The sequence below is a fragment of the Micromonospora olivasterospora genome, from assembly GCF_007830265.1.
GTDB classification, from domain to species: domain Bacteria; phylum Actinomycetota; class Actinomycetes; order Mycobacteriales; family Micromonosporaceae; genus Micromonospora; species Micromonospora olivasterospora.
Window position 1 is genome coordinate 6093686 of the sequence record NZ_VLKE01000001.1, and the last position, 12048, is coordinate 6105733.

A 12048-nucleotide genomic window follows, 5' to 3' on the forward strand; every position below is an offset into this window, starting at 1 on the left:
GGAGTGCTTCAGCGGGCGGCAGGCATCTGCACGGTCTTGGTTTCCAGGTACTCCTCGACGCCGAGCCGTCCCCGCTCCCGGCCGAGACCACTGCTGCGCATGCCACCGAACGGCAGGGCCGGCTCGCTGACCAGCGGAGTGTTGACACCGACCGAGCCCGCCTTGAGCTTCCGGGCGACCGCGGTCGCGGCGGCCTGGTCACCGCCGAACACGTACGCCGCAAGGCCGTACTCGGTCGCATTGGCCAACCGGACAGCCTCGTCGACGTCGGCGCAGCGGATGACGCTGAGCACCGGCCCGAAGAACTCCTCGCCGAGTACGGCGGGCTGGCTCTTTCCCTCGGCGGTCAGCAGTGTCGGCGCCAGGAACGCACTCGCCTCGTTCTCGGCGGTCCGGGTGCCGCCCGCGACGACGGTCGCGCCGCCCGTCACAGCCTCGGCCAACTGCGCCTCGATCCGTCCGACCGCAGCGTGGTCGATGAGCGGGCCCATCGTGGTCGCCGGGTCGCGCGGGTCGCCGAGGACGATCTGGTCGACCGCCGCGGCGAGTTCGGCGACCAGGTCGCCGGCCTTCGACTCGACGACGTACACCCGGTTGGCGGCCATGCACGCCTGCCCGGAGTTGAGGAACCGCGCCCGAACCAGGTCACGCGCGGTCTGGACGACGTCCGCGTCGGGTAGCACCACCGCGGCGGCGTTGCCGCCCAACTCGAGAAGGACCCGCTTGATCGACGCCGCGGCCTTGCGCATGACGAGTTCGCCCACCCCGCGCGAGCCGGTGAAACTGATGCACGCGACCTCGGGGGCGTCCAGCAGGACGTCGCTGACCCGCTGCGGATCCCCGGCGACGACGACGTTCAGGACCCCGGCCGGGAGACCCGCCTCCTCGAAGCAGCGTGCGATGGCCAGCGCGGTGAGCGGCGTCTGCGGGGCGGGCTTCAACACCACGGTGCAACCGGCCGCGAGCGCGGCGCCGACCTTGCAGGCCACCATGAACGCCGGGAAGTTCCACGGCGTGATCGCGAGGACCACCCCGATCGGCTCGTGCAGCACGAGGGCGTCGCGTCCGGGCGCGACGTCGGCCCAGGCCTCGCCGGGAAGCCGCAGCGTCTCGTGGCTGAACCACTCGAAGAAGCGAACCGTGTTGCGGGCCTCGCCGACCGCCTCGGCCAGCGGCTTGCCGGTCTCCGCGCTGATGAGCTCGCCGATGGCCTCGACCCGCTTCCCCAGCAGGTCGGTCGCGCGGCGGAGGACCTCGAAGCGCTGCCAGCCGGTCGCCGACGACCACCCGTCGAGGGTGGCCGCCGCGGCGGCGACCGCCGCGGCGGCCTGGTCGGCGTCGGCGTCGGCGACCGTGCAGATCGTGGCCCCGGTGGCCGGTTCGTGGACCTCGAACGTGTCCGGGGAGGTCACCCAGGTGCCGCCGATCCACGAGCCCGGCATGTCGCCCACGAGCCGTGCGACCAGGTCGGCCGGCCGGCTGCTCATCGCGCGCCCTCGGCGCCGCAGGCGGTGTACTCGTCCTCGCCGACCTCTCCGGTCCACTCGACGTCACCGAAGTGGAGCACCAACTGCACCAGCTGGGCGGACGCGGTGGCGCCGTGCCAGTGTTCGACGCCGGGCTCGGTCCAGACGACGTCGCCCGGACGCATCACCACCACCTCGCCGCCGCGCTCCTGGATCCAGCCCTCGCCGGAGACGGTGTAGAGCATCTGGCCGCCCGGGTGCCGGTGCCAGTGCGTGCGCGACCCGGGCGCGAAGAACATGTTGAGGGCGCGGGTCCCGCCGTCGTTCAGGACGATGTCCGACCAGACCTGTCCGGTCGTGGTCGCCGACCGCATGGCCGACACCCGGTCCGCGGGAATGCCTCGTCCGATGATCATCGTGCTCCTCTGGTTCGTGGGGTCGGCTCAGTCGGTGGTACGGCGGACGTCGGTCAGCACGCGGTTGCTCGCGTTGTAGCCGGTGACGCCGCTCATGAAGTTGCCCGGCCAGTTGCCGACGCCGGTCAGGTACAGCCCGTCGACCGGCGTCCGGTAGTCGGCGCAGCCGGGGATCGGGCGCGAGTCGAAGATGCGCCCCGGCACGATGTCGCCGTGCGCGCCGTTGCCCTCGACGAGGGCGAACTCGCGTTCGAGGTCCAGCGGCGAGTAGACGTGCACGCCGGCCAGGATCCCGGACAGGTTCGGGATGTGCTCCTCCAACGTGCTGACCACGGCCTTGCCCAGGTCGTCGCGCTGCTCGTCCCAGGTGCCCTCGGCCAGGTGATACGGAACTCCGCGGACGCTGATGCTCACGAAGTGGCAGCCCGGCGGGGTCAGCGAGGGATCGTGCGCCGAGTCGATCATCGCGGTGACGGTGGGTCGCTGGCTCCAGCGCCCGAGCACCGCCTCGTTGTAGGCGTTCTGGAGCACGTCGATGCTGGCCGCGATCCGGAAGTTGGTGCCGAGGAAGAGGCGGTTCTCCTCCTCGTCCCGCGCGGCGGCGAACCGCGGGGTGCCGTCGAGCGCGAGGTGGACCTTGGCGGAGGTGCCCTTCATGCTGACGGTCCTGGCGAGGTCGTACAGGTCCTCCCCGATGTCCTCCGGCCCGACCAGCCTGGTCAGGGTCAGCTTCGGGTTCGCGTTGGAGACGACCCGGGGGGCGCGGAACTCGCGCCCGTCGCTGAGGACGACACCGACGACCCGCTGATCCTCGCAGAGGATGCGTTCGACCTCCGCGCCGGTGAGGATCGTGGCGCCGTGGGCGCGGGCGGACTCCGCCATCGCGCCGGTCACGGCGCCGATGCCGCCCAGCGGCGCGGCGTTGCGCATCATCAGCTCGTTGTCGTCGTGGTTGCCGACGCCGCGGAGCGACTCCTCCCACAGGGGCCGCTGGAGCAGCAGGTAGCCGCTGCCCGGTGTGCGCGGGCCGACGAAGTTGGTCGCGACCGCGGTGCCGGCGAAGAACGCCTGCAGTTGCGGCGACGAGAGCCGCTCCTCGAGGATGTCCGCGACCGGACCGAACATGATCGACTCGAAGTCGCGGCGCTGGCGCGGCGTGGTGAAACGCGCGGCCACCTCGGCGAACGAGGGCGGCGGGTCGTAGAAGGAGACCTTCATCCGACGGGCCACCGAGGCGTACAGCTCGATGACCGAGGCGTAGCCATCGAGGTCCGCCTCGCCGTGCGCGAACTGCTCCATGGCCGCCCGGCGCTTGGCGCGGTCCGGCCAGGCCGGTAGAGCCCGGCCGTCCTCGAAGAGGGTCAGGGATCCGAGCGGCGGGTGGGCGAAGCGGAGACCGTACTTCTCCAGCTCGAGTTCCTGGACGATGCGCGGATCGAGGCTGTGGCTCGCGTTGGCCACGCTGCTCCCGCGGTAGCCCGGGAAGATCTCTTCGGTGACGCAGGTGCCTCCGACGACGTCGCGCCGTTCCAGGGCGAGCACCTTCAAACCTGCCCGGGCCAGATACCCGGTGGCCACCAGGCCGCTGTGCCCGGTCCCGACGACGATCACGTCGTACGCCTGCTCCATCCGCTTCCTCTCGTTCCGTCGCCGTCGCGGGGTCAGCCCAGCGGGCTGATACGTCGAGCCGAGATGCGCCATCCCGCGCCGGTGCGGGTCACGGTGTCGCGGTAGATCGCGGCGGTGACCTCCCCTCCGGCCCTCAACGCGAGCGCCTTGCTGTCGCACTCGGCGGTGTCGTCGTCGACGCCACCTACCACCACGTTCGTGATGTGGTGGCTGACCGCGGGCGTCGTGATCGCCTTGAAGGCCGCGATCACGTCGTCGAGCCCGTTGGCCGTGAGGCGGCCCGGGTTGTCGAAGAGGATCCCGGGGGCGAAGACCTCTCCAAGCCGGTCGTACTCGTGGGCGTCGAGGATGTAGGCGACCCGGTTGAGGAGTTCCTCGATGGCTCGGGCGTCGGCCGGGTCCACAGGGTGGTTGCTCACTGGACTCCTTCGGATGTTCCATACAGCGGAAGTCCAACTTCCGTACCATAGGATGCCCCCGAATCTGAACACGGTCAAGCGCCGTCACGGCATCCGCGAGAGCGATCGGAAGAAGCCCCGAAGGAGACCTCGAATGACCATGCGCGAGCAGACCCGCGCCGACCGGACCTGGGTCGACGAGGCGATCCGCCGCGTCGAGGCCGACGCCACCCGCAGCTCCGACACCCACCTGCTGACCTTCGACCTGCCGGGTCGGCACGGCGTCGACCTCTACCTGAAGGACGAGTCCTCACACCCGACCGGCAGCCTCAAGCACCGGCTCGCCCGCTCGCTCTTCCTGTACGCGTTGTGCAATGGCTGGATCGGCCCGACCACGACGGTGGTCGAGGCGTCCAGCGGCTCGACCGCCGTCTCCGAGGCCTACTTCGCCCGATTGCTGAACCTGCCGTTCATCGCCGTCGTCCCGGCCGCGACCAGCCCGGCCAAGGTCGAGCTCATCGAGTGGCACGGCGGACGCTGCCAGGTGGTGGATCACCCGGACCAGGTGTACGACGAGGCGCGGCGTCTCGCCGCCGAGCTCGGCGGCCACTACCTCGACCAGTTCACCTACGCCGAGCGGGCCACCGACTGGCGCGGCAACAACAACATCGCGGAGTCCATCTTCGAGCAGATGTCCGGCGAGGCGCAGCCGGTGCCCGCCTGGATCGTCGCCAGCGCCGGGACCGGCGGAACGGCGGCCACCATCGGACGCTACCTGCGCTACCGGCGGCACCCCACCCGGCTGCTGGTGCCGGATCCCGAGAACTCGGTCTTCCTCGACGCCTGGCGCCTCGGCGATCGTGGACTGCTGTCAGCCACAGGCTCCCGGATCGAGGGGATCGGCCGCCCACGGGTCGAGCCGTCCTTCGTACCCGAGGTGATCGACGCGATGGTCCGCGTGCCCGACGCGGCGTCGGTCGCGGCGATGCTCTGGGCCTCGCGCCGCCTGGGCCGCCGGGTCGGACCGTCGACCGGGACGAGCATGTGGGCAACCCTCCAGCTCATCGCCCGCATGGAGCGCGACGGCGAGCGAGGTAGCGTGGTGAGCCTGATCTGCGACGGCGGCGAACGCTACGCCTCGACCCACTACGACGCGTCCTGGCGTGCCGACCACGGCATCGACGTGGTGCCGCACCTCGCCGTACTGGACGAATACGAACGTTCGGGCTCACTTGCCGGCGTGATCGCGGGAAAGCCCAGCTACACCTCTTGACAGGCCGCCACCAGGGCCACAGCATCTGCAATGGAAGTCAGACTTTCATTCTGCGGAAGCGGACCCGAGGTGGTTCAGTAACCCGACCGGCCTACCAAGAAGGAACCCTAATGCGAAAAATTCTCGACGCGACCGGAGGCCGGCGCCGAGTCGGCGCGGCGGTGGCCGCGGTCGTCGTGGCCCTGAGCAGCCTCACGGCCTGCTCGGGCGGCGGAGATGAGAAGGGGTCGATCACGTACGCCGGCTTCGGCGGCACCTACGAGGAGGCCGTCAAGGCGGCGCTCTTCGACCCGTTCTCGAAGGACGCCGACGTCAAGGTCCTCTACGACAGCAGCGGTTCCGACGTTGCCAAGCTGGTGCAGATGTCCAAGTCCGGCTCGATGGGCGTCGACCTGATCGACGCCGAGGACTCCTCACTCGCCCAGTTCATGGCCGCCGGCGTGCTGCAACCGATCGACACCAAGGGGCTCGAAGGATTCGCCGACCCGAGCGCGGTCACCGAGTACTCGGTGCCGTGGTACACGTTCTCCCGCAACCTGTTCTGGAACAAGGACGAGGTGTCCGGCGGCCTCGACTCCTGGGCCGACCTGTTCGACACGACGCACATCAAGGGCAAGCGCGGCATGGTGGCGCTGCCCTGGGGCATCCTCGAGGGCGCCCTGATCGCCGACGGCGTGCCGGTCGACCAGCTCTACCCGCTCGACCTGGACCGCGCCTTCGCCAAGCTCGACAGCATCCGCAACGACACCGTCTTCTTCAGCTCCAACGGTGACCTGCAGAACGCCATCTCACAGGGCGAGATCGCGCTCGGCTACGGGAACCTCGCGCGGATCAAGAGCATCGCCAAGAGCGGCGCGGTGCCGCTGGACTACACCTGGGAGGGCGCCGTCCTCTCCGTTCAGCAGCTCGTCATTCCCAAGGGAGCGCCGGACGAGCAGGACGCCTTCAACGCGATCAAGTACTCCCTGAAGCCCGAGGTCCAGAAGGCGATCATGGACAAGCTCGGTTACACGCCGTCGCTGAAGTCGGTGCTCGACGGCCTCGACGCCAACGCACGCGCCGACCTCCCCGGCACCAAGGAGACCGCCAGCGACGAGACGTTCCGCATCGACGTGGACTGGTGGGCCAAGAACGGCGCGGACGTGCTCAAGCGCTGGCAGGACTGGCTGCACGCGTGACCACCACCCCGACGTCCCCGAACGCGGGCCTCTCGGGGCCGGCCTCCCGCACCGCGGGAGGCCGGCGCCGCCGCCGGCGCGGCTGGGACCTGAGCGCGGTTCCCGCAGTCCTGGTCGTGGCCCTCGTCTTCGCACTTCCCGTCGTGATCCTCTGCCTTCGGAGCGTGACGGAACCGACCTTCGGTCTCGAGAACTTCGCCCGGCTCCTCGGGCACTCCGGTTACGTCGACAACATCGTGCGGACGATCCTGATCTCCGCGGCCTCGACACTCGTGGCGCTGGTCCTCGGCTACCCGATCGCATACCAGATGGCGCACGGCGGCAGGTGGCTGCGCACCTTCCTGACGGTGGCGATCATGGCGCCGTACCTGACCTCGATCCTGCTGCGGTCGTTCTCCTGGCTGGTGATCCTCGGGCGTCAGGGCCCGGTCAACAAGCTGATCGAGCAGTTCGGGCTGGAACCGATCGCGATGGTCTTCACGCCGATCGCGGTGGTCGTCAGCCTCTCCCACTATCTGCTGCCGCTGATGATCCTGCCGCTGGCCGCCACGATGCGCTCGGTCGACGGCTCGCGGGTACGTGCCGCGACCAGCCTGGGCGCCGGGCCGGCCCAGGCGTTCGTCCGGGTCTACCTGCCGCTGACCAAGCCCGGCATCCAGGCGGGATCGGTGCTGTGCTTCGTCTACGGCATCGGCGCGTTCGTGATCCCCGCGCTCCTCGGCGGGTCCAAGGGCAGCATGCTCGGCTCGCTGATCCACAGTGCGATCAAGCAGAGCGGCGACTACGGCCTCGCCTCGGCTGCCGCTCTCGTGCTCGGCGCCCTGGTCCTGGTCATCGTCCTCGCCTTCCAGCGGCTGACCGGGATGTCGGCGACCCAGCTCGCCGGGCGGTCCGGCACCGCGGCCACCCGCTCCCCGAGCGCCAGGCGCGGAGGCGGACGCGCCCTCAGGCTCGCGGGACGCGCGGCCGGCGGACTCGACCGCCTCGGCGTCACCCGCAGCCGCAGGCTCCCGAAGGTCCTGGCCGCCACCCTCGGCGTCCTCGTGCTGGCGCCGCAGTTCATCGTCGTCCCGATCTCGTTCGCCTCCACCAAGGCGCTGGTCTTCCCGCCGGTCGACTACTCGACGCAGTGGTACTCGGAGTTCTTCACCGCCGGTTGGCTCGATCCCCTCACGGTCAGCGTCCGGATCGCGCTCTTCGTGACCGTCATCGCCGGGGCACTCGGGACGCTCGCCGCGATGGGCGTCGTCCGGGGAGCCCTCCACGGGTGGGGGACGCTGACCTCGACCCTGATGATGCTGCCGCTGCTGTTCCCGACGGTGGTCGCCGCCGCGGGCTTCTACGTGGAGTTCGAACGGATCGGGCTCGTCGACACCGAGTTGGGAATCGTCCTGGCCCACGTGACGCTGGCTCTGCCATTCGTGTTCAGCGTGGTCAGCGCCGGCCTGCGCTCGCTCAACCCGGTCTACGAACGGGCCGCCTCCAGCCTGGGTGCGAGCCGGACCACCCAGCTGCGCCGGATCGTGCTGCCGCTGATCGCCCCTTCCATCGCGACCGCCGGCCTCTTCGCGTTCCTGACCTCGTTCGACGAGTCGACGGTCGCGATCTTCCTCTCCGGCGTTCACGTCAAGACACTCCCCAAGCGGATCTTCGAGGCGCTCTCGCTGGAAACCAACCCGACCGTGGCGGTGATCTCCGTCTTCGTCATGGCATGCGCCGCCGTCATCTGGCTCGGCTATGCGCTGTTCCGCCGCCTCACCCGGATCTCGAGGAGCAACCCATGACCGCCAGCCACGGCGCGATCCACTTCGACAACGTCCGCAAGGAGTACGGCGACCACGTCGCCGTCGACGACCTCACCCTCACGATCGAGCCTGGCGAGTTCTTCACCGTGCTCGGCCCGTCAGGGTCGGGGAAGACCACGACCCTGATGATGCTCGCCGGTTTCACCGACCCGACCTCGGGGACCATCCGCGTCGACGGCATCGACATCGCGCACGTGCCGAGCGACAAGCGCAACATCGGTGTCGTCTTCCAGGACTACGCGCTCTTCCCGCACATGTCGGTCCGCGACAACCTCGCGTTCCCACTCGAGATGCGCAGGGAGCCGCGCGACGTCATCGCCGATCGGGTAGGCCGGGCGCTCGAGCTCGTCGACATGGCCGGCGCGGCCGACCGCCTGCCCGACCAGCTCTCCGGCGGGCAGAAACAGCGGATCGCGGTGGCGCGGGCAGTCGTGTTCGACCCCGCGTTCCTGCTCATGGACGAGCCGCTGGGCGCCCTCGACCGGAAGTTGCGACAGCGTCTCCAGGTCGAGCTCCGGCAGCTCCAGCAGGCGCTGAAGGTGACGATGGTCTACGTCACCCACGACCAGGAGGAGGCGATGTCGATGTCCGATCGCGTCGCCCTGATGAACCACGGGCGGATCGAGCAGATGGGGACGCCCCGGGAGCTCTACGAGCACCCCCGGTCCGCCTTCGTCGCGGATTTCCTCGGCACCAACAACATGCTCGCGGTCCGTCCCGAGGCCCCGGGGCGGCTGAGCGTCGAGCAGGGCGGACTGCTGTCACTCGACGACGGCCGGAGCATGCCCGCCGACGCGTCCGTGGCCGCGCTGCGGCCGGAGCGGATCGCGCTGACGGACGTCGCGGCAGCCCCGCCTCCCGGGTTCAGCCGCTGCACGGGAAAGGTCACGCACCGGCTGTACCTCGGCTCGCACACGATGTACACCGTCCACTCTGAAACGTTCGGCCCCGTGCGGGTACAAATGCAGCACGACGACGGCGAGCACCCCTACCGTACCGGCGAGACGGTGGGCATGATCTGGCGGACGCGCGATGTGCACGTCTTCGGCTCGACGGCTGAACGATGAAGGAGGACCAGGTGACCGAGCTGGACGACGAGCCCACCGAGCAGCGCGGCGTCAGGTCGGTGATCCGTGCGCTCAACCTGCTCTCCGCGGCCGCTCGCGGGAGCCGGACACTCACCGAGCTCGCCGGCGTGGCCGGTGTCAGCCTGAGCACCGCGTCGCGGCTCCTGGCAACCCTGAGGATGGCTGACTTCCTGGAGCAGGACAAGGACGGTCAGTTCGTCCCCGGACCCGAGCTGACCGCGCTCCTGTACGCCGGCGACCAGTGGTCGGCTATCCGAAAGCTCGCGGGCGAAGCCGTCGCCCGCCTCCGGGACCAGCTCGACGAGACCGTGGCGTTCTTCGTCCGGTCCGGGAACGACCGCGTCTGCATCGAGTCGGCGGAGTCCGGCAGGCTCGTGCGGCGGGTCTGCCACCCCGGTGAACGCGGGCCGGTGTACCTGGGCGCCGCGGGTAAGGCCCTCATCGCCTTCAGCAACGCCGAGCACGGCTACCTCGGTCTGCCACCGGGCACCGACGAGTTCAAGACGGAGTCCGGGGCCGTGCGCACCTTGGCCGACCTGCGGGCCGAATGCGCCGTCATCCGAGAGCGTGGCATAGCCTACAGCGGCCGCGAGTCGACCGAGGAATCGTGGGCGGTCGCGGCACCCGTCTTCCGGGACGACGTCCTGCTCGGCGTCCTGGCCGTGGTCGTCCCGATGACCCGGTCGGGCGAGCAGTACGTCGAGAACATCCAGGCGGCCCTGCTGCGGGCGGCGGCCAACAGCTACTGAGCGCCCCGCCGGTCGAGTCGCCAGACCCGGTACGACTGCCCTGTCAGGCAACCACCCCAAGGAGTTCACCCGCCCATGCCCGGACGTGTTCTGCCTGGACCCGACCAGCGGGGCCTCTTCATCGGCGGTGGTTGGCGGCAGGCGGAGGAGGAAGCCACCTTCACGGTCTTCGACCCGGCCGACGGGTCCGTCCTCGCCTCGGTCGCGGACGGCTCGGTCAGGGATGCGGTCGAAGCCCTCGACGCCGCCGTCGCCGCCCAGGAGGAGTGGGGGACGAGCGCGCCACGTGACCGCGGGGAGATCCTGCGCAGGGCGTTCGACCTGATCCGGGACAGGACCGACGAGCTGGCCGAGCTGATCAGCCTGGAGATGGGCAAGACGCTCGCCGAGGCCAGGGGCGAGGTCGCCTACGGCAACGAGTTCCTCCGGTGGTTCTCCGAAGAGGCGGTCCGCATCCACGGCCGGTGGATGCACGCCCCCGATGGAGCCAGCCGCCTCCTCACCGTCCGCAAGCCGATCGGCCCCTGCCTCTTCATCACGCCGTGGAACTTTCCGATGGCAATGGGGACACGCAAGATCGGTCCGGCGATCGCCGCCGGCTGCACGATGGTGGTCAAGCCGGCGGAGCTCACGCCCCTCACCATGCTGGCGTTGGCGGACATCCTCCACGAGGCCGGGCTGCCACCCGGCGTTCTGAACGTCGTACCGACCACCCGTGCGGCAGCGATGAGCGCCACGCTGATGGCGGACCCACGACTGCGCAAGGTGTCCTTCACCGGATCCACGCCGGTGGGGCGGCAGCTCGTCCGTCAGTCGGCCGACCAGTTGCAGCGGCTCAGCATGGAGCTCGGCGGCAACGCTCCATTCCTCGTCTTCGAGGACGCCGACGTCGATGCCGCGGTCGACGGCGCGATGCTCGCCAAGATGCGCAACATGGGCGAGGCCTGCACCGCCGCGAACCGCTTCCTGGTCCACACGGACGTAGCTCAGGAGTTCGCCGAGAAGCTGGCCGATCGGATGGGCCGGCTGGTCGTCGGCCGCGGTCAGGACCCGGGGGTCGACGTCGGTCCGCTGATCGACGGGAGCGCCGTCGACTCCGTCCACCGGCTCGTCACCGACGCCGTCCGCGACGGGGCCCGCCTCGTGGTCGGTGGCTCCGCTCCTGACCGGCCCGGCTACTTCTACCACCCCACGGTACTGCTCGACGTGCACCACGACTCGGAGATCACCGGCCAGGAGATCTTCGGACCCGTCGCCCCCGTCAGCGTCTTCACCAGCGAGGAGGAGGCGGTACGCCGCGCCAACACGACCGAGTACGGCCTCGCCGCCTACGTCTACACCCGCGACCTCGCCCGCACCGTGCGGCTCGCGGAATCGCTAGAGTACGGCATGGTCGGCGTCAACACCGGTCTGATCTCGAACCCGGCCGCACCGTTCGGTGGCATGAAGGCCTCGGGATTCGGCCGCGAGGGCGGCTTCGAAGGAATCGAGGAATACCTCGAAACCACCTACGTGGCGCTGCCAGCCACGTCGCGACACGCTGGTTGATCGTCCCCCACGCCCACTGCCGGCACGGTTGTCCGCTACGCCCGGCCCCACCGCCGCCGGTACGTCAGTCGGCGGCTCGCCGACCACGGGGATCACCCTTCGCGGGGCTGGCTCACGCCGAGAATGTTGCCTTCGCTGTCCTTGAACCAGGCGCCGCGCATCGTCGGAAACTCTGCGACGCCGTTGACCGTCTTGAGGCCGGGAAGATCGTAATTTTCAAACGTCACGCCGCGGCCCCGCAGATCCGCCATCTCGGCATCGAGGTCGGCGACGAACCAGGCCGCCAACGTGTGGGGTGCCTTTCCGGCGTTGGAGGTGGGATAGATGAAGAACTTCGCTCCACCGGACTCGAGCTGGACCGCGTCCTCGGCCTCCCGCGAGATCGTCAGGCCCAGCGTGTCGCGATAGAAGCGCTTGGCCCGTTCCATGTCGCTCGCTGGAATGGCCGCCTGCACCGGCGCGTCAGTCAACATGGTGACTCACCTCCCGCGACAGCGT

Annotated in this window: 11 protein-coding genes; 6 read left to right on the forward strand and 5 right to left on the reverse strand. The window is 69.8% G+C overall.

From position 1 onward, the window contains the following. Positions 1-8: 8 nt before the first annotated feature. From JD77_RS27825 to JD77_RS27840, 4 genes are read right to left on the reverse strand one after another with little or no spacing between them, the layout of a single operon-like run. Entirely contained in the window at positions 9-1487 is a 1479-nt protein-coding gene (locus JD77_RS27825) for an aldehyde dehydrogenase family protein (protein WP_145776847.1), read from the reverse strand. Further along, positions 1484-1882: a cupin domain-containing protein gene (locus tag JD77_RS27830; RefSeq protein ID WP_145776848.1), complete on the reverse strand. Its 399-nt coding sequence runs from the start codon at positions 1880-1882 to the stop codon at positions 1484-1486. The genes JD77_RS27825 and JD77_RS27830 overlap by 4 nt, the downstream gene beginning before the upstream one ends. A 27-nt stretch (positions 1883-1909) precedes the next feature. Beyond that, positions 1910-3511, reverse strand: a complete 1602-nt coding sequence (locus JD77_RS27835) for a phytoene desaturase family protein (RefSeq protein ID WP_145776849.1) — start codon at positions 3509-3511, stop codon at positions 1910-1912. A 32-nt stretch (positions 3512-3543) separates the two neighbouring features. Beyond that, positions 3544-3930 carry a nuclear transport factor 2 family protein gene (locus JD77_RS27840; RefSeq protein WP_170286564.1) on the reverse strand — a complete coding sequence of 129 codons (387 nt, stop codon included), beginning with the start codon at positions 3928-3930 and terminating at the stop codon, positions 3544-3546. A 133-nt stretch (positions 3931-4063) separates the two neighbouring features. Between JD77_RS27840 and cds1 the strand changes: the two genes are divergently transcribed. From cds1 to JD77_RS27870, 6 genes are all read left to right on the forward strand, one after another. Further along, positions 4064-5182: an L-cysteine desulfhydrase Cds1 gene (gene cds1 / locus JD77_RS27845; protein WP_211372704.1), complete on the forward strand. Its 1119-nt coding sequence runs from the start codon at positions 4064-4066 to the stop codon at positions 5180-5182. 110 nt (positions 5183-5292) lie between these two features. Beyond that, complete coding sequence (locus JD77_RS27850; RefSeq protein WP_145776851.1) at positions 5293-6360, forward strand: extracellular solute-binding protein; 1068 nt, start codon at positions 5293-5295, stop codon at positions 6358-6360. A gap of 164 nt (positions 6361-6524) precedes the next feature. Next, a complete protein-coding gene (locus JD77_RS27855) occupies positions 6525-8144 on the forward strand; it encodes an ABC transporter permease subunit (protein ID WP_145776852.1) in 1620 nt (539 codons plus the stop codon). Beyond that, entirely contained in the window at positions 8141-9232 is a 1092-nt protein-coding gene (locus JD77_RS27860) for an ABC transporter ATP-binding protein (protein WP_170286565.1), read from the forward strand. Before JD77_RS27855 ends, JD77_RS27860 begins: the two co-directional genes overlap by 4 nt. Before the next feature lie 11 nt (positions 9233-9243). Beyond that, positions 9244-10002: an IclR family transcriptional regulator gene (locus JD77_RS27865; RefSeq protein WP_170286566.1), complete on the forward strand. Its 759-nt coding sequence runs from the start codon at positions 9244-9246 to the stop codon at positions 10000-10002. 75 nt (positions 10003-10077) lie between these two features. Beyond that, positions 10078-11550: an NAD-dependent succinate-semialdehyde dehydrogenase gene (locus JD77_RS27870; protein WP_145776854.1), complete on the forward strand. Its 1473-nt coding sequence runs from the start codon at positions 10078-10080 to the stop codon at positions 11548-11550. Between the two features lie 92 nt (positions 11551-11642). Here the strand turns inward: JD77_RS27870 and JD77_RS27875 are convergent, their stop codons facing one another. After that, positions 11643-12023: a VOC family protein gene (locus JD77_RS27875; RefSeq protein WP_145776855.1), complete on the reverse strand. Its 381-nt coding sequence runs from the start codon at positions 12021-12023 to the stop codon at positions 11643-11645. Positions 12024-12048 lie beyond the last annotated feature (25 nt).